The organism is Natrinema hispanicum (assembly GCF_900111485.1).
In the GTDB taxonomy this organism is placed as follows: Archaea; Halobacteriota; Halobacteria; order Halobacteriales; family Natrialbaceae; genus Natrinema; species Natrinema hispanicum_A.
The window spans coordinates 22137-40122 of the sequence record NZ_FOIC01000024.1 but is presented as its reverse complement, the minus strand read 5'-3'; the positions used below and the strand labels follow the sequence as shown (position 1 = coordinate 40122).

11 protein-coding genes and 1 pseudogene are annotated in these 17986 nt (G+C 56.8%); 5 read left to right on the top strand and 7 right to left on the bottom strand.

Annotated elements, in window-relative coordinates:
* Positions 1 to 128: 128 nt before the first annotated feature.
* On the bottom strand, positions 129 to 1898 hold the full coding sequence (locus tag BSG09_RS15915) for a transposase (protein WP_092934829.1): 1770 nt from the start codon (positions 1896 to 1898) through the stop codon (positions 129 to 131).
* Positions 1899 to 2736: 838 nt separating this feature from the next.
* Here BSG09_RS15915 and BSG09_RS15905 point away from each other — a divergent pair.
* A complete protein-coding gene (locus BSG09_RS15905; protein ID WP_092934827.1) occupies positions 2737 to 3474 on the top strand; it encodes an ABC transporter ATP-binding protein in 738 nt (245 codons plus the stop codon).
* Positions 3475 to 3704: 230 nt separating this feature from the next.
* The gene (locus BSG09_RS15900; protein WP_092934825.1) at positions 3705 to 4376 is read left to right on the top strand and encodes a hypothetical protein; all 672 of its coding nucleotides are present in this window, start codon (positions 3705 to 3707) and stop codon (positions 4374 to 4376) included.
* Between the two features lie 522 nt (positions 4377 to 4898).
* Here BSG09_RS15900 and BSG09_RS15895 read toward each other — a convergent pair.
* Positions 4899 to 5588 carry a peroxiredoxin gene (locus tag BSG09_RS15895; protein ID WP_092934823.1) on the bottom strand — a complete coding sequence of 230 codons (690 nt, stop codon included), beginning with the start codon at positions 5586 to 5588 and terminating at the stop codon, positions 4899 to 4901.
* A 237-nt stretch (positions 5589 to 5825) separates the two neighbouring features.
* Between BSG09_RS15895 and BSG09_RS15890 the strand changes: the two genes are divergently transcribed.
* Positions 5826 to 6134 carry a hypothetical protein gene (locus BSG09_RS15890; RefSeq protein WP_223174724.1) on the top strand — a complete coding sequence of 103 codons (309 nt, stop codon included), beginning with the start codon at positions 5826 to 5828 and terminating at the stop codon, positions 6132 to 6134.
* Positions 6135 to 6270: 136 nt separating this feature from the next.
* Here the strand turns inward: BSG09_RS15890 and BSG09_RS15885 are convergent, their stop codons facing one another.
* Both BSG09_RS15885 and BSG09_RS15880 read right to left on the bottom strand, forming a co-directional pair.
* Positions 6271 to 6543: a hypothetical protein gene (locus BSG09_RS15885; protein ID WP_092934821.1), complete on the bottom strand. Its 273-nt coding sequence runs from the start codon at positions 6541 to 6543 to the stop codon at positions 6271 to 6273.
* 270 nt (positions 6544 to 6813) lie between these two features.
* Positions 6814 to 7680, bottom strand: coding sequence for a 6-carboxyhexanoate--CoA ligase (locus BSG09_RS15880; RefSeq protein ID WP_092934819.1), 867 nt, complete (start codon positions 7678 to 7680; stop codon positions 6814 to 6816).
* 1377 nt (positions 7681 to 9057) lie between these two features.
* Between BSG09_RS15880 and BSG09_RS15870 the strand changes: the two genes are divergently transcribed.
* Positions 9058 to 10233 (top strand): RNA-guided endonuclease InsQ/TnpB family protein, encoded by a 1176-nt coding sequence (locus BSG09_RS15870; protein WP_092934815.1) that lies wholly within the window; start codon positions 9058 to 9060, stop codon positions 10231 to 10233.
* Positions 10234 to 10877: 644 nt separating this feature from the next.
* Here BSG09_RS15870 and BSG09_RS15865 read toward each other — a convergent pair.
* Both BSG09_RS15865 and BSG09_RS15860 read right to left on the bottom strand, forming a co-directional pair.
* Positions 10878 to 13715 (bottom strand): UvrD-helicase domain-containing protein, encoded by a 2838-nt coding sequence (locus tag BSG09_RS15865; RefSeq protein WP_092934813.1) that lies wholly within the window; start codon positions 13713 to 13715, stop codon positions 10878 to 10880.
* The gene (locus BSG09_RS15860) at positions 13712 to 16339 is read right to left on the bottom strand and encodes a PD-(D/E)XK nuclease family protein (protein WP_092934811.1); all 2628 of its coding nucleotides are present in this window, start codon (positions 16337 to 16339) and stop codon (positions 13712 to 13714) included. Before BSG09_RS15860 ends, BSG09_RS15865 begins: the two co-directional genes overlap by 4 nt.
* A 243-nt stretch (positions 16340 to 16582) precedes the next feature.
* Here BSG09_RS15860 and BSG09_RS21360 point away from each other — a divergent pair.
* Positions 16583 to 16702, top strand: a pseudogene (locus BSG09_RS21360) (proteasome assembly chaperone family protein); the annotation flags it as partial.
* A 28-nt stretch (positions 16703 to 16730) separates the two neighbouring features.
* On the opposite strand, the gene BSG09_RS15855 reads toward BSG09_RS21360, so the two are convergent.
* Positions 16731 to 17630: a hypothetical protein gene (locus BSG09_RS15855; RefSeq protein WP_092934809.1), complete on the bottom strand. Its 900-nt coding sequence runs from the start codon at positions 17628 to 17630 to the stop codon at positions 16731 to 16733.
* Positions 17631 to 17986: the final 356 nt, after the last annotated feature.

Here is a 17986-nt window from a genome sequence, read left to right as displayed (position 1 = left end):
CTGAGGGCACAGGAGAAAGGGGTGTTCCGCCGGGAACACCCCGAGTGATCACGACGACTGATTTGCTGAATTGCTCACCAACTCGATGAATCCAACTTCCGAGCCGAGAAAATTCCATTCTCCTCCGGCTATCCCGCTGAGTGCTCCCGCTTCGCCTCCGATTCCAAGAATCGTGAGGCTCGCTTGAGATTCGTCCCGATAGCTTTCGCTATCGACGCGTTCTTCACCTTAATCGTCCCCGTGAACCGTGCTTTCTCCCCATCCTGGTAATACACCTCATTGACCAACGACTCAGCCCCAGCGCGTAAGTTCAGAAACTCCTTCTCTGCTGGATTATCCAACCGCTTGCGTCGGTGAGCAAGTGCTAATTTCCGCTCGTAGAAGCCGTAACTGTAGAACTTCTGTTTCTCCCGGACGAAGCAATTCTCCCTGTGTGGACAGTCTTCACAGAACTCTTTCCCCATTCGCCCTGAGATACGACCACTCTCGGGCATGTACCGCTGCTCGAATGGTTCGTGTCCGGCGGGACACGCAACCATTCGGTGGTCGTCCCACTCTGCATCCGCTAGCGATAACTTCTCTGCAGGAGGCCGCTGCCCGGTTAGTCCCGTGAAGTGCTGCGTGATCCCATGATCATCGCAGCACGCCTCTACTTCTTTGTGCGTGTAGCCACCGTCAACGAGGAGATCCGTTAACCCGGTCTCCTCCGGCAATTCTGGCACGTCTTCGGCTAACAGATCACCATCGTCTGTGTTGTTCGTGTCAACGCGAATCGTCGTGATCAGTCGAAATGGGTTCTCTCCGCCACAGGTCTCAGCGACGTTCGCTTTGTAGCCGCAAAAAGACTCACCGCCCTTCCGGCGGTGAGTCGCATCCACGTCGTGGGGATTTTGCATCGACCCGCTACTGATCTCGTCGGGCTCTTTCAGCCCGACGCGATCTTGCTCGTGGTCGTCCTCATTGGACTGGGCTGGCTCATCACTGGCCTGCTCGTGGCCTGTCTCTCCCTCGCTGGATGTGAAGGTTCTAAGTGGTTCCCATCCCGGTGACGGCGAGTCACCGGGATGGTCGTCATCGTCGTCTTCATCGTGATCACGGTCATCGTCTTCGAGTTCAGGAATGCGGTAGCACTGTTCGTCGAGGATTTGCTGGAGATGAGCAAAACTCTCCAGTTCAGCGTAGTTTTGCTCCTCTTCGAACCTGTCGATCAACCAAGTAGCATGCTCGATGAGTGTTTCCATGGTCGAGTTGATCTCACCTGGCTCCAGTTCATAGGATAGCTCCAGGTTCTCCGTATCGGCGAATTCGTCTAGTCCGGCAGGGAGTTCCTGGACGATCTCGTCGGGGAGATCGTCCAGGAAGTTGTGAACGACTTTGGCGATGAGATCGATTCGGGAGAGTTGCTTGATGTTAGCCTCGATAAACGTCGAATCCATTCGCTGGGTACTGGCATCGATCTCGAACTCGTCTTGGAGGTAGCTTCGGTGATCCTGGAAAACCTCGTGCAACAGGTCTTGACCAGTCTCTTCTTCGTGTTCCAGTAAGCGTCGGCGGAAATTGGTGAACGTTTTCGCACAGATGTTGTCACCGAGCGTTTCCTTCCCTAGCGCGTTCCTGACGCGAAAATCGAACAGATAGGCGTGTTCGAGCTGCTCATCAGATAGCCCAAGCAGGTGCTTGATGATTTCCAGGGAAACCAACTCGTTGACCGGTTTGTTCGGCCGGCTATACCCGTCATGGTATAGCTGGCCGAACTTCTTCTCATCAATCTGGGTGAAGACATGTTCGTAGAAATGAGTAGACCAGTGATTCTGTAACTTCGTCTTTAGTCCGGATTGTAGGTCTTTTACAGGCGAAAACAGTGCTTCCTGCTGATACTCATTATTCTCTTTAAACACGTCTTACCCCAATACTGCGACTATTCGAGCTGAAGTGACGTATAGCTTTTCAATATAATTTCAGTAAGTTTTTCACTGCCTACGCGTAGCCCATAAGCCGTCTGACCGGACCCCTTTCTACTTCGCCCTCAGTCACTGGAACCGTTCTATTGGAAACCATTGGCCTCAGTATGGGGTAGCAGGCACCCCCTACAGATTCATTGGGTTCAGAGTGGTAGACAAACAGACTATGCCCCACTGGCATCATCACTGCGGCTGTCCGTATCATCGCCGTGGTTACCTCTGTCCACAGTGCGATAGTCCGGAGTACTGGCCTCAGACGCAAGACGAGTGGGACGAGCCACAGCAGACGGAACCAGAACCCGTTGCACAGCAACTGGACGATTTGCGCGGCGCAATCGAACGTCTCAATGACCGTATCGACGCTCTTGAAGCGGAGTGAACACTGATCGGGTCGGTGATGGACGACACAGTCCTCTTTCCGACGGACGGGTCGAAAGAGCAGACCGTGGGCGCGGAGGCAAGCGCCCTGTTACCGATAAATCGCGTCTTCAATAACGAATTCGTCAGCAACGATGTTCACGCCACCGCGATGTCCGGCCCGCTCAGTCACTGGAGCCACGGCAGCACTGGCAACTCCTGGCAGGGGACGACGACGCTCGCCCGGGCCCTCCACTCAAGGCCCTCGCTGGACTCCAGCGATCGGTCCCCGGCATGCGAACCGGGAGCATCGTCGACCGAGCATCGAGTTGCGAACCAAACAGCCCCGAGCTGCTCGCACAGACCGAGTGAGAAGACGAGGTCTGGACCTGCTGCGAACTGACGCGGCCGACGAACAATGACTGATACGATACCCCTTCTCGAGGCGACCGGTATCGACCACGACTACGGAACGGTCACCGTTCTCCGAGATGTCTCCGTGACCATCGAACACGGCCGGGTAACGGCTCTGATCGGCCCGAACGGCTCCGGCAAGACGACGCTCATTCGCGCGCTTGCTGGCCTCCACGAGCCGACGACAGGGACGATCACCTACAACGGTCCCGACACCGCACGGGAGATCGGCTATCTTCCCCAGCATCCGGCGTTTCGGCCCGGCTTTACTGCACTCGAAACGCTGCACTTCTACGCATCACTCGTCGGCGGCGACGAGGCTGACGCAATGGCACAGCTCGAGCGGGTCGGCCTCAAGCACGCAGCCGACCGACCGGTCGAGGCCCTCTCCGGCGGGATGACACGGTTGCTCGGCATCGCACAGTCGACGATCGGCGACCCACCGATCGTCATCTTGGACGAGCCGGGCAGCGGGCTCGATCCGAGTATGGGACTGCATATCTTCGACGTCGCCGCCGATCTCGCCGCCGAAGGGATCGCGATCCTGTTGAGTTCCCACGATCTGGAACTCGTCGAGCAGGTCGCCGACGACCTGTTGATACTCGCCGACGGTCGCGTCGCCGAACACGGATCGATCGCCGACGTTCGGGCTCGAGTGGGTGGGGACACCTTACGACAGGTCTACGAGCACGCCGTCGGCGGCCACCGCGATACCGTGCAGGTCGTGGGTGATCACGAATAATCGGCTGGAACGCAGGTTCATCGAGTCGTGGATCCCGGTTTCGCCCATCCACTCGCAGAGTTACCTCGAGAGTCCCGTCTAACGTGCAAGGATCGTGTCCTCGTCCTCGAGTTCGGGGCCTCCGCGCTATCACATAGTGAAACAATCGTTATTACGATTCTCTAGAATTTGTATTCTTTGACGACTGTATCTCCAGAAATAATATTAGGCCAGCCACACGGATAGAAAATATGCAACGGAATCTGCTCTCGGTTTTCCGTGTTATTATCGCCTTCCTCCTCGTCACATCACCGTTCTGGATGTTTCCGCATGCCGACGATACGACGACAGTGTATACTGCAGAACGTATCGAGTACGGATCCGAAATGAACGGTGGAATTGGGGCAAACGGACCGATACGTGGGTTGGACTGTTGGGAAGACGAACTCACCCGTGGCTGTCTCTTCGCCGAACAGATTGTGTCCGAAGGGCCGATCACGATCGATCCATCTGAACCTGTCATTTCGGAGCGTCAGTTCGCTGATTCATCGTATGTGGCTGTCGGAATTGATCCTGCGTTCCGCCGTCAGAACATCAGTAGCGTCGGAAACGGTTCCGAACCGAAGATCCGGTATTCGCTTGACCCTGTTGGGCCAGCAACAGTGTTGCAAGGGATCTCTCGTGAAGAAACTGAACTCCCTCCTCGTATTCGGGAGGCACTCGACGGGAGGAACGTCCCCGTTCACGGACGGGTCTATGACATCGACGGCGTCGTCGTCCGCTCGGAGCAGGAATATTACCGAATCAAAGTCGTCTCTCGTTCTGAGCCGACGTGGGGCCGAAACCGCAGTCTTGTACTCATTGCTCGCGGGATTCCGTTCGTGATCGGGATCGCTCTTCTTCGGAACCGGTGGCGAGCATAATCGAACGCCGACCTACTTCAGAATTCGAAGGCTGGAATCGTTCTGTTACAGCACTCCGCCAATCAGTTGAATAGTATCTGTGTTGGGTGGCCCCGGCCGCACTACCGGATCGAACACCCGGATTGACATATCGGGAGTAGGTAACAACGGCCGTATGCCTCCGCTTTCCCGCCGTGCCCTCCTTGCGACCGTAGTCGCTGGGTCCGCCAGCGGCGTCGCCGGCTGTAATGCCTTTTCCAGAGACTCTTCTTCGACCCCGACGCCGTCTGACGGATTCGGCGGAATTCCGCTGTCTGTCGCTGACGGCGTTCCACTTCCGGACGGCGCAGATGTGGTCACCGTCGACGATCCGGTCGGCGGCCACGTAGCGCTTCCCAGCCGACCTATCGGACACCGAGGGAGCGCTCTACGCGCTTGACGGTGCCACACCAGTGGCCGTTGTCGGCCGCGACGCACAGGACACTCTGATGAACACTACGCCAGGGTTCGGGAGTCACCAGCGGACTGCCGTTCAGTAGCCTGTTACTGGTCGCGGGTGACGAACCACCAGTCGTAGTAATTGAGTTCGTCGTCGTCAGCAGCCTCGGCTTTTCGGTCCTGGGCGTCCGCTTCGGTGCCCGGCGGTGACAGGAGGACCTGGTCACCGAACTTCTCGTTGTTCGGCCAGTCTGCGGGGGCGGCGACGCCGTCGTCGTCGCTCTTCTGGAGCGCACGCAGCGAGCGGAGGACTTCGTCGATGTTGCGGCCGATCTCCATCGGATAGGTCAGACGCAGCCGAACCGTCCCCTCTGGATCGATGACGAAGACGGTTCGTACAGTTGCCGTTCCTGCACCGGGATGGAGCATGCCGAGTTGCTGGGCAACCGCTCCCTGATCGTCAGCGATAATCGGGAACTGGATGTCGACGTCGAGGTTCTCGGCGATCCACTCGGTCCACTTGATATGCGAGTGGACACGGTCGACCGACAGCCCGAGCAGTTCGGCGTTCAGTTCCTCGAACTCCTCGCGGCGCTGCTCGAAGGCGACGAACTCCGAGGTACAGACCGGCGTAAAGTCACCGGGGTGGCTAAACAGGACGAGCCACTTGCCCCCATAGTCGTCGGGCAGCGAGCGCTCACCCATGCTTGTCTCGACGGTCAGGTCGGGAAACGTATCGCCAATGCCAGGTACGTCAGTCGTCGCTTCGTCAATCTGATCTGCTTGTTTCGTCATCTACAGCTTTTCTTTGGGTAGCAGCCTACTAAAGCACCCTCTTACAAACTATATTTTTGGATTCGATAACCCACTCTCTCGAGTATGCTACATAATTTCTGGTTGTTCACTCGGACAGCCGTGTCAACGGATTAAAATTGAGTCTACTCGATTCCCCACGTGACCTTCCAGTGCGGTTTGTGTGGTGCCAGTTGGGTGGACACTATGACAGGTCATTCGACGTTCTCGGAGTTCGCCATGAACGAGACAGCTGACTCGAGGCCAGCTAGTCAGCTATCGTCTGACGAGACCGTGACAATGACCGCTGACGAGCGGGTTGCAACGTATCTCGTCGAAGATCAGCTGGCAGATCTTACAGATGCGATTGGCGAAACTGGGCAAAACGGCATCGACACTCCCGGCTCATCCCGTGTTTTGGTTAGCATCTCTCCTGAGCGGTCGATCGTGGAGAATTCAGGTAATCGAAGTTCATTCGCGGAGTTTGTCCAGCAGGTCGTCAATGACGGATTCGAGTCTGTGTTCAAAGAATATGGGGTGAGGGCTTAGCAGAACGCAGCCATCGCTTCTGGACAATGCCGGTAATGGAATGGCGAGATGTCGAACTGACTCGAGTTGAGTGCAGTGGCTCGATATCGGTATCGTGTGTTGAGATCTCTCTACAGGTCTGCTCTTTGGAGAGCAGTCAACACTGCTCTTCTGGCGATGTAACCCGAAGTTCGTCTTCGACTTCGTAGAAATAGCCTCGTTCGAGAAGGCGCGTCAGTGCGTGCTCGACGTCCCGTTGCTCGAGTGCCAACTCTGCATCGGAACTCAGCATAGTGACGGCGTCGTCGTAATCGATCAGCGGAACACTGTCTTCGCCGATCTCTGGCTGACAAGCCTGCGTACACAGCCGATCGTAGCACTCGAGAATCCACTCCGGAAGTGGCGGTCGTGGATCTGTAATGCCAGCCATTGCAGTTCTGTATGGTGATTTTGGGAGGCAGCCGCTTAAACTTTCGTCCAAAGTGAATTCGCCAGTGATCCGAATTCGCCTGTCGCGTCGATTGTGGCAAGCCGGTGAACTACCCCGTTCAAGATGTGGCCGAAGGCGGCGAGTAGGGCGGTGTCGTTCACCTCAACCCTCGCCGCTGTCTTCGCCTACGATAGCGTCCACGCTACGGACTAACCGTTCTCCCTCTGAATCTGTCAGACACTCCGAACTGCGTCAATTCAACACGAACAGCTAGATGACTCCACTGTCTCCGAAGAGCGCATCGGAGTTGACTTTCCTGCCACCGGATACCCCGTCGACGAGTACCGGCTGGGCCTCCAGACAGTCGATGACTTCGTCGACAGGCTCATCCGAAGCGACAAAGATGGCCCGCCCGCCTTCCGTCGCGCTCTCCGGTTTCAATGCGGGGAACCGGTAGTATGCAGCTGGCGTGGCCACGTAGCCCGCGTCGTAGTCGGGATCGTCCGACCAGCAGAGTTCGGCCCGCGTCCCCGGCGCGTGAGCGATGGCGGTTGCGAGCACTACTGCCTCCTGGACTGTCTCTGCAGCCGTGACCCCGTGCTCCGTGATCAGAGCCTCGAGCGCGTCCCGACATGCGTCGCTCGTGCCGATATGAGTCGCCCGCACCCCTCTTGCTGGCTTTGGATCGAGACGTGAGCCGTCGGTAGCGTCGATCAGTGCCGCCCCGCGTCTGGCGGTATCGCCCTCTATGACGTCAAATCCACAGGTTTGTATGTCGTCCTCAACGCCAGCACGCGCGAGGAGTTCCTGCGCCACTCGACGACCTTCGTCGGCATCGTCAACGTCGACCGTGACCACTGGGAGTGCCTCGACGCGACGGAGCGGGCGCGACAGTCGTTCGACAGTCACCGTCACGTCGTCCGGATCGCCTCGTGGATGGTTGAGCGCACGTTCGACCATCGACTCTGCGACCGACGCGACCTCGTCTTCCGTGTCACCGGACCCGTCGCCGACGACGATCGTCTCGGCACCTGAAACGTGCTCGTCACCAGCGCTCGCTCGCATCCGTACGTTGAAGACATCCGATTCTCGTTCATCGCTTCCGCCGACGATGCCGTCACTTGGGGTTCCGCTCACGCTGCGTCCCCCTCACACTCGCATGCCGGAAGGACCGCCGTCGAAAGGTGGGCACACACCGCATCCGCAACCGGTTGGGCTAGCAACGCTATGGCGTCTCGCCTGTCGGGACGTTCGTTGTCCATCACGCGTTCGACTGCTTCGTCGATTGTTCGATCAGTAGTCCCGTAAACCATAATACAACTCGTGGTTTACAAAGTTGAAAATAATTGTGGTGACCGTGCATGCAGGTTGGTCGTTACGGGCGGCATGATATTCAGCGAGTACTTCGATGATGAGCAGGTCTCTTATGACGTGCTGTCCAGCACTACCGTCGGTGGCCGCAGCTTTGGAAAAAGACTCAGAGCTACTCGTCCTCAAGCCCCCAATCCAATGCCGCAAGACAATCGTCGGCGGCGATCAGTTCATCGTGCTCGTCGGAGTCGAAGGCACCCGTGGTCGGGCGGCGAGCAGCCACGGCAGTGTGCGATTTACGATTCGGACATATGCGACAGTTTGGACTCGAAGATAGCGATCGTCAGTTCAGCGAGAAGCGAAAGCGGGAACGCTGGTGGAAGTCCCTGTCTAACCGGTTGGTTCCCGCCCGCCATTCGAGACGGCCATGGCCTGACAGATCAGTGTTTGGGAGTGTCTCAATACGTGATGTGGCTATGCGCTGGCTTCTATCATTACCTTTTATCAGGTGAATTTGATATCCACTACTCCGAGAAAATTGGGGCATTGGATAGTCAATTCGACCAATATCGAATAGTTCTCGTTCAGCGACCTTCTTCGGCGAGCGGTTTCGGAACACAACCCGTATCAGCAGCCTCAGAAACGCCAGTATCACTCGATCGACTCTCTCTGGCAGCGGCGTCCCGCCAGAAGCTCAACCGCTGTGGGGAGTGATGAATCACCGACGCATTCACTGAGGCAGATTATGACGATGAGACAGTTAGCGAGTCGCCGGCGGCGAAATTGAACGCTCACGTTGCTGGCCACGATGTCAGTGTTCCATTTATCGATCAGTCGAACGATCCGCAGTCACGGTGATAACTCCATCCCCGACACATGGGTCCAGCAACCTAACTCAGTGAGCCCGAGTTGTTTTGACCGCGTCGTCCGTAATTTCGATAATGCCGACCACATGTGCGCTCTGTCGGCGTATCATCCCTGATGAGAAACTCAGCGATCCACAGGTCGTCCAGGAGCACCATCTTCGGCCCGAAGAGCGAGCGGAAAGTCCGACAGCAATGCTGTGTCGCCCGTGCCACAAGCAGATCCACGCAGTGTTTACAAGCGGTATAGGAGAATGCCCCGGGGCTTGACCCCGGGGTTGAATCCGATAAGCAGGGGTACAAGCCACTAAGTAAACACATCTCTAACCAAGAGACAGCGATGGAATACAGTCACCGCTACTCTGTATACCCGACACAAGAGGTAGCGGCTGAACTGGAATACCACATCGACGTTCATCGCCAAGCATACAACTACACTCTGTACGAGTACGCCCATGTTGACGCCGATAACATCGGGTCTGCATACAAACACCACTCCCGACTTCCCAGCTGGAGAGACGAGTTTCCCGTCTTCTCAGAGGTCAATTCGAAGGCCCTACAACGAACTGTCACGCGATTCTACCAGAACCTCTCGAACCTCTCTGACCAGAAGGCGAACGGGAACAAGGTAGGGAAACTCACGTGGAAGTCACCACGGGAGTTCCAGAGTATGACGTATTCGCAGTCTGGCTTCGAACTCAAAAACACGAGTGGCCGACATGCGACACTCTGGCTCTCCAAAATCGGCGACATCAAAATCCGCTACCACCGCAACATCCCCGACGAAGCAGACATCAAGGAAGTCACGGCCAAGAAGGAAACGACCGGCGATTGGTTCGTCTCCTTCGGACTGGAAACCGATGAGGACGACCTGCCCGAGAAACCCGACGTGGACTCGCTCAACGCGAGTAACAGCGTTGGGGTTGACCTCGGCATCCTCAACTACATCCACACGTCGGACGGCAAGACTGTGGATTGGCTCGACCTCGAAGACGAGTACGAGCGATTACGCCGCGAACAGCGCAAACTCTCGCGGAGGGAGCAAGGTTCGAACAACTACGAGAAACAACGCAAGCAGGTCGCCAAGGTCAAGCGCCACATCCGCCGGAAGGTGTTGGACTATCAGCACAAGGTTACGACGTGGCTCGTCCGCGAGTACGACGCCGTATTCGTTGAGGACTTAGACGTGAAGGGGATGCTCGAATACAAGGCCGACCTGTACGGTTGCCACGTCGTGCAGGTCGAAGCGGCAGGAACGACGAAAGAGTGCGCGTCGTGCGGTGTAGAGACGGCGAAGCCCATCTGGGTGCGGGAACACTCCTGCCCGTCGTGTGGGTTCGAGTGTGACCGTGACGCGAATGTGGCGATGAACGTGTTACAACGCGGTTTTTCTGAACTAGGGCTGGGATGGCCCGAAGACACGCCTGTGGAGACTGCGCTCCCTACGGACACCACCTCGGTGTCTGCAAAGCGCGTTTGTCGAGGTTCCCTCGACAGGCTGTCAGACGAAGTCTGACAACGTCGTGGAAACAGGAAGCCTCGGGGCTTGACCCCGAGGCGGTTCACGAACGACGAACTACGGGCGGACTACGATACGATCTCCGCCCTCCAAGCGGCGGATCGGTTTCAGGACTACCTTGACTGGATTCGCAACACCGAGAAGCTCGATATTCAGGTCGCGACTAGTAATCGTATCCGTGAACGGACAGGATAGGCTATTTGATGAGATCAACTGCTACGGGAGTTGTTACTGCGAACGCGAGTGTCGGCCCGATAAGCGCCAGTGCAATGCTAGCAGCCACGACGAGCAATCGCAGCCGTCCACGTCGAAGCCCGACATCTGCCAATTGAATATCCGGGAGAGGCAGACTGTAAGGCCAGCCACTATCGGCGAAAACACATCGACTGATGCGAGGTGATCGGGTTCGTATCCGTACTGTCTGCGATGAGCACAAGGGCTACAGCAGCGACGAGTAACACTCCATGATCGTATTAAATCAGTATTCAGTGGGTAGACAGAGTACTACCTCCCGTCTCAAATTTTTTGGCTTGCTCATTCGTAGCCTCAAGGCCCACACGTAGGCGTCCTAAACTCCCAGGTGCAGAAAAACTGACTCGTCACGTTTGACCAGAGCCAGCTTTCGAGATGGTTCCTCGTTGCTACGCTCGAGTTTCGAGACGGTCTGTTAGGGCTTCCTTCGAGAGCGGTTCAATCTCGACCCGGCTGTCCCTCGCTGAATAATAAATCGAGGCGCTCACGTCTCGATCCTCGAACCACGCATCGAGTGCATGATAGTACACGCTGAGCTGCGTTCGATATTCCGACTCTGCATGCCGTCCCCGATCTGTCTTGTAATCGATGATCTCTGCTCGGTCGGCTGTCACATGGACGAGGTCCACAACTCCGGAGATCGTCACCTGATCACCATCGCTCTCGAGCGGCAGATACACCTGTTCTTCGACCCTGAGGGTCCCCTCGAGCGAATCGAGAAGCCCCTTGATATTCCGTTCATCGTCGTTTCGAGGGACAACATCGTCTCCAAGAGCGTACTGTTCTGCGAACTCATGGACTGACGAGCCAAACTCCCGCCCTCTCCCCTCTTCCACATCTTTGTAGACCTCGTCGCCCATTAGCGAGTGAGGCGAGTATCCGTCAGGACCGTTCGGCTGTGGGATCGGCACGGTGAGTTGTGACTGGACAGTATCTTCAACACGCTCAGTATCAACTGCTGGCTCGAGTGGGGTAACGTCGACAGGCAACTCCTCGAGGAACGTGTTCGGATCGTCGCCAGCCGAAAACAGCAGGTGGTCTTTCGCCCGCGTCATCGCGACGTAGAGCAACCTCCGTTCTTCGTCGGCTTCCGTTGACTGACACCGTCTCAGGACGTCGGTCCGCCAATTGTCGTAGATGTGGGGCTCGCCGTGTGCCTCAGCATAGCACTTGCGCTGGCGGAGTCCTGTGAGTTCGGAGTACGTGATCGTTCCATCCCGTCCGCCAGCAGGTGGAAACTTCCCGCTGTTCATATTCCCGAGAACCACGATCGGATGCTCGAGTCCCTTGACCGAGTGGATCGTCTGGACGGTGATCGCGTTGGTCCCTGCTGCAGCGTGTACCTCCTCGGTGTGCCCCGACTCGATTCCCCGTTCGATGAAACGAATCAGATCGCCGAGCGTCATCGTCGTCGCGCTGTGAACCGACTGAATCGTGGTGAGGATGACGTCCGCTGTCGACCCGTCGTATCCGTAGCGATCGAATACCCGTCGTGCAATGGCGTTCGTGGTCTCGAGTGCTTCGAGTTCTGTGCGGAACGCCGCCATATTCTCTGGGTAGCCCTCGTGCTCGAGGATATGGTCGATCTCGTCAAGCGTGTAGCCAGCACGCTCGAGGACGACTGCCCAGCCTCTATCCGCGCTGGTCTCGAGAATCCGCAACCAGGCAAGCAGGAGTTTGGCCTGATCGGTTCGGAAGAGTTCGATGCCACCCTCGTACGCCATCGGAAGGTCGTACTCTTCGGCGACAGACAGCAAGTCTCGGCCGAAGTCACGCGTGCGAGTCAACACTGCGATGTCGCCATACTCGGGAGTACGAAGCTCACCATTGTCCTCGACCGCGTAGGCGTCATTCCCGACGATCTCCTGGACCTTCGTGAAGATCGCCTCGTGTTCATCATCGTGGTGGAACGCTTCGATCTGTGAGTGTTCGTGTTCGGTGTTCGACGACAGTGAGACGACCTGTTCGCGGATCGCTTCTCGATCGATTGACTCGCGGCTACTCGCTGGGGTTACAAGGGCGTGTTCTGCGAAATCGAGGATCTCCTGGGTCGACCGATAGTTTTCCTCGAGTTCGATAGTGGTTATCGGCTCGATCGGGAACGAAACGCGCTCGGCGTCATCGTTCAGGTCGGTCGTGAATCGCCCGAGCCGTGATGCGAACTCTGTGATGTTCTCGATCGCAGCGTATTGGAAGGAGTAGATACTCTGCTTCCAGTCGCCAACGACACAGAGATTATCCGTTCCAGCGAGTAGCAGCGAGAGTTTGAACTGGATCTCACTCGAGTCCTGGAACTCGTCGATCATCACGTACTCGAACGCAAGCGACTCGCGGAGGTCGTCGTCCTCACAGAGGAGGACGAACGCGAAGAGCTGGAGGAATGAGAAGTTCAGGTAGTTCCGGCGGAGTGCGAACTCGAGGTACTCAATGTAGATATCGTGGATGAATCCGATGAGGTGCTCGCGGTCTTCATCGAAGGCGCGGTCGGCAACCTCGTCGGGAACCGCCTTCGTGCCACGTGGCCCTCGCAGCTCTGATCGATCAGGGGCGTCCGGGAGGTAACACTTGTTCTTGCCATATCGGCCGAGTTTCGAGCGCAGTTTCGATTGTTTGCTGCCCCCATTCCGAGGCTGATTCACCTCATCGAAGATGTCTTTGAACGCGTCGAAGCCACCCTCGAGATGTTGCCTACTGTCACGATACCAGCCGTCGGTAGTCGGGAAGACGCCTTTGGCTGCGAGGTTGTTGATGAGACCCAGCAGCTCTGTCGGCTCCGAGAGACTCCGGAACAGCTCGTCGTATTCTGAATGTTCGTCGCTGAACTGGTCGATGAATTCCCCGAAGTACTCACGCTCGATCGTCTCGTTCTCGAGGATCTGCGTTGAGCCAGTGATTGCATCGTCGATCCCCAGATGTGTGGGCGCATGGAAGCCGTGCTGCTCGAGGATATCGTTACAGAGGCTGTGGAAAGTCTGGATCGGCGCGTCCGTCAGCGCCCGCATGTCGTAGTCACAGTTGGCGACGATGCGGTCTTTCATCTCCGTCGCTGCGTTGCGAGTGAAGGTAATCAACAGGATATCATCTGGCTCTACGTCGTCCTGGGAGACGATATTCGCGTAGCGGCGGGTGACTGTGAACGTCTTGCCAGTCCCAGCGCCGGCATCGACGAGATACAGCCCCTCTGTGCTCTCAATGAGCTCACGCTGCTTCAGATTCGGTGTCGTCATTGGGTCTCCTCCGTCTCGTCGGCCGAGTCATCGGTCGCACGTTCTGTCGTCAGAATCATATCGCGGTTGTCCACATATCGGTGGTTTGGCTCACCTGCTCGTCCCTCGACAGGGAACCGAGAGTCGCCGCAACGATATCGGTTCAGTTCCCCGAGTTGCTCGTCGATGAACCGCTCGAATTCGTCGAGATCCTCGACGAAATAGCCCTCCTTGCGGTAGCCACACAGGTGTCTAAATGCCTGCATGCAGCCCTTTTTCACGTACTTATAATCGCCGACGGCATCGATCATCCGCTCGAGAAGTGCGTTCCCGAACGGTGACTCGGCCATCTTATCTGCATCTCGCGTTCTGGGAGGCTGGTGCGCGTCGAATGCTGTCTGATATTCCTCGTAGCTCGTCTTCGAGAACGTCTTGTTGCAATCGTTCGGTGCATCTTCGCGGAGCTCGTCGAAGACGGCTCGCGACTGAACGAATTCGTCGAACGGGATCGGACGGTACGTGACCGTCGTCAGGCAGTCGTCGAGTGTCCCCTCGCCTGTGACGACGTCATCGAGCGTCTCGAGGAAGTGGAAGAAGGTAAACTCGAGCTGTTCATTCGGCCGCTGGCTCCGGTAGTAGGTGAGGTAGAGCAACGCCTGGAAGTTCGGGCGATCGCTCGGTGGCTCAATTGCTGCGCGTTTGATTATCTGCGACGGTGGTTTTTTGCTGCCACTTTTGAAGTCGACCAACTGTGTCGGCGACTGTATCAGGTCGATCTTCCCTTTGATCCCACGGTCGTCGTCCTCGAACCATCGTTCGGTCGCTGGGGAGTCGACCGGCCGGTCGAAATATGTCGCGAAGACGTTGTCACTGCTACTTGTAGGTGTGAGGAAGTCAGTATCCGACGGTGCATTCTTCTCGACGTAGTCGACGATTGTCTCGAGGCCGACGCGATACGTCGTTCGTCGGGTGGCCAGATCGACGTCACGGTGGAACGCCCGTGTTTCCTCGATCATGACGTCGACGACCTCCTCGATGACAGCGTCATCGATAAACGCAGGATGGTTGACGACGAACTCCGCGAAGTCGTGGAAGAGGTTCCCCTCGACGAAGTGGTCCTTGTCAGGGTTATCGACGAGCCGTCCAAACAAGTAGTCTCGAGGGCAGTTCGCGTATGAATTGAGGCTCGATTGGCTGAGTGCCGTCTCTGGCTCGGTCTCGGCGTCGACCGGCTCTTTGTCGAATCCTGCGCCTGTCGACCGAAACGTCCGTGAGTGCCGAATCGATTCGAAATCGCTGAATCGTTCGAACTCGACTTCGAGGAGGTCCTCGAAGTACAGACACGGCGTTACAGGAGTCCCACCAGCGGTGTTCTGGACGAGATAGTACTGGTCGACACCACTCTGGAGCAGCGACTGGAACTGATCGAGATTCCGCTCGAATTCCTCGTCGTGATCGACCCATGGTCGCTCTGGCGATGTGTGTGTCCACCCCTCGTCAAGGCCGAGATAGAAGACGACTGGCCGATCGACAAACGACGCGGATTTCGCATCGGCCAGCAGGACGCCGTCGTTCTCCCTGTCGATCGGGACGTCGTAGGTCTCGAGATAGAACGTGAGCCGATCAATGGTCTCTTCGGTGATCGGTTCGGTGAGGAGTCCGAGATGGTCGAGTTCCTCGCGAAACGTCTCGAGCGTACACTCGGCGCGGTTTTCGTAGGCGGTTAGTGCCTCGCCGATCGTGAGCGCTGCTGCCCGATCGCAGAAGTCATGGAGCCACTCGAGCTGAGGATCGTCGACCTCGAAGAGCCGTTTTTCGTCGTGATCGATGTCGATAGTCACTCCGAGACGGGTTAGGAGCGGTTTCACGCTCTTGAGGCGGGTATCAGATCCCGCAATCGTGCTCCGGAGAAGCTGGATGACGGCTCGGTGATCTTGATCGTCGGTGAACGATGGACCGCCGTAGTATGGGATCGCTGTGGCTTCGAAGGCCGACTCGATGAGTGGTGAATACTCACTACTCGAATCGAGAACGACTGCAATATCGTCGGCGTTCTCTGTCGTGACTGTATCGAGGACGGCATCGACGATTGCTGCCGGCGAGTCAAAGATTCGGACGGGAGGCAATTCGAACGAGTCGTCGCAGAAGCGATCGACAGCGTCGTATTCTGCGGGAAGAATTGATCGCTCGAGGTTCGTCAGTTGCTGTTCGCCGATGACGGCGACTGAGTCGTACTCCTCGCGGTTAATTTGGTAATCAGTGAGCGTTCGTGACGTCGTTTCGAGTGACCCGATACAATCGACGACAGTCCGTGTTGCTGGCGTATCGAACGCATCGTACTCGAGAATTGCATCGGGGCTGCCTCGATACTCCCAGCACTGGAGCACGTTCCCGATCGCATAGGATGCTTGCTTCCAGCTGAGATCGGTTTGGCTGATGACCTCGAGAAAGGCCAGCCGGTCTTCTGCAGTTTCGCGACGTCGGGCAGAGAGTCGCCGTGGTGTGATTGCGAACGGGCCAAAGTGGGGGTGCTCGAGCCGTCGATTGAGCGCACTTGCTAACGGGGCGTCAGGGACAATGACGAGATCGTACTCGGCTACCTCCTCGTATAGCCGATCGATCGGTTTCGACCGCTTGATTGACACGAGGTACAGATTCTAGTAGCCGGCAATAAGTCTGTATATCGTACTAATCTAGCGATATGGGGTGTTCCAAGGAGTAATCTAAGAGATCGAATCCCTTTTTCGGGTGTCATGAACACCGCGTTTCAACTCTGTTCGGGATCATAGCAAAGCAGACCTACTTCTGATGTAGAGCACACTTGGGAGACTCGAACGTGGCAGCGCCCCGTAGTCATATGTGACAGGTCGGTGTAGTCCGATAAGATCATGCCAGAGACATCTAACATGTCATTTCACCGGTCGGCCGAGCTTGATGCGAAGTCACCGACGCTGATCGAAGGGGTGTCGGGTCATGGGCTGGTTGCGTCGATCGCCGTCGATCAAATCAAATGAACGGTTATTGTCATAGTGTTTGTCATTCACACGTTTTAGCGATCGATTGTTGGATGTGAGTTCGTAGTGAACCGGTTGCAAGCGATCCAGTGACGTGCCCTTTTTCTAGAACCGAAAGATCACTTCCCTCGTATGCGGCTCGTTGGGTCTCGAACTCGATTATCCGGTCGTAGCGAGCGAGCAGAGGGTCACAATCGTCTGCAGTAACGTCTGTAAAGGCCTCCTCGAAGTCGAGCATAGTTCGCAATACTGTTGGATCCGCTCGTGCAGCTTCGGCGGTCACTTTCCGATAGATCGACGATACGAACATTTCACCGAGGCGTGCGCCGGCGAACACCGGGATGTACCGATCGACACTCCCATAATAAGCGCGATGGAGATTGACAGCCCAGCCACCAAGACTGATACCCGCAGCAAGGACAGCAGGACAGCGTGTCGCTCGTATCTGACGGACCAGCGCCTCGATGAGCGCAGCCGACGTAGCAAGCATCCCGATGAAGTTTTCCAGGTCGCCCATCGCCCGTATGTACTCCCTGTTCGAGCGGTCGTGAAACGGTGCTCGGAGCGCAATCAGGTTGACGTTTCGGTCAGCGTTCGTCCCGAAAATGCGGTGAAACGAGTTCGAACTGAACCGCCCGAAGTCGAACGGCTGCTCGCCACTTCCGTGATGATATAGTAGGGTCGGTGCGTCTTGTCCTCGCCACTGGGAGACGAGATACGCTGCTTGGAACTCTCCGACTGGAGTGGCTGCAGAGACTTCTTGTACGCTGCCAGTCCGAATCCCTTCGGTATCGATCACGGTACCACTGACGACGTCACCGATCGGAGCGCCGGAGACGGACCGCGAAAAGAACTTGGAATTCCGCAGCAGCATTTGGGTTATCGAGATCGTCGCGACGTCGACAAGTTCGTGTCTGTTCATCGGGCTCGCATTCCTACCTCTCTGTGACACCTGATAAGTCGATCCCCGCTACCGCTGGGAGTCAGAGCGGACGAAGGCCTTTCGTGTCGCTCTACAGAGATACAGCGAGAGTGCCTCGGGGCTTGACCCCGAGGGTGAATCGCGTAAGCTATATGATGGATACCACCGTATTGGAGAGTACAGTTGCGACATGGATTACAGACCGTAATCCGAAGCAACTGCCGGCAGTTGCGAGGAATGCGACTCCTCTCAACACCCGCATCTTTGGCGTGGTGAGACGGGAGTTGTCGGGCCGTGGTGGAGCGGCCGACCCTCACGGACGCACCGAGCGTTCGGGTATTAATTCCAGACGACTC

What these genes read in the sequence shown, in the direction of transcription:
- BSG09_RS15905 (WP_092934827.1), top strand. Translation starts at nt 2,737, where the DNA reads ATGACTGATACGATACCCCTTCTCGAGGCGACCGGTATCGACCACGAC.
- BSG09_RS15900 (WP_092934825.1), top strand. Translation starts at nt 3,705, where the DNA reads ATGCAACGGAATCTGCTCTCGGTTTTCCGTGTTATTATCGCCTTCCTC.
- BSG09_RS15895 (WP_092934823.1), bottom strand. Translation starts at nt 5,588, where the DNA reads ATGACGAAACAAGCAGATCAGATTGACGAAGCGACGACTGACGTACCT.
- BSG09_RS15890 (WP_223174724.1), top strand. Translation starts at nt 5,826, where the DNA reads ATGAACGAGACAGCTGACTCGAGGCCAGCTAGTCAGCTATCGTCTGAC.
- BSG09_RS15885 (WP_092934821.1), bottom strand. Translation starts at nt 6,543, where the DNA reads ATGGCTGGCATTACAGATCCACGACCGCCACTTCCGGAGTGGATTCTC.
- BSG09_RS15870 (WP_092934815.1), top strand. Translation starts at nt 9,058, where the DNA reads ATGGAATACAGTCACCGCTACTCTGTATACCCGACACAAGAGGTAGCG.
- BSG09_RS15865 (WP_092934813.1), bottom strand. Translation starts at nt 13,715, where the DNA reads ATGACGACACCGAATCTGAAGCAGCGTGAGCTCATTGAGAGCACAGAG.
- BSG09_RS15855 (WP_092934809.1), bottom strand. Translation starts at nt 17,630, where the DNA reads ATGAACAGACACGAACTTGTCGACGTCGCGACGATCTCGATAACCCAA.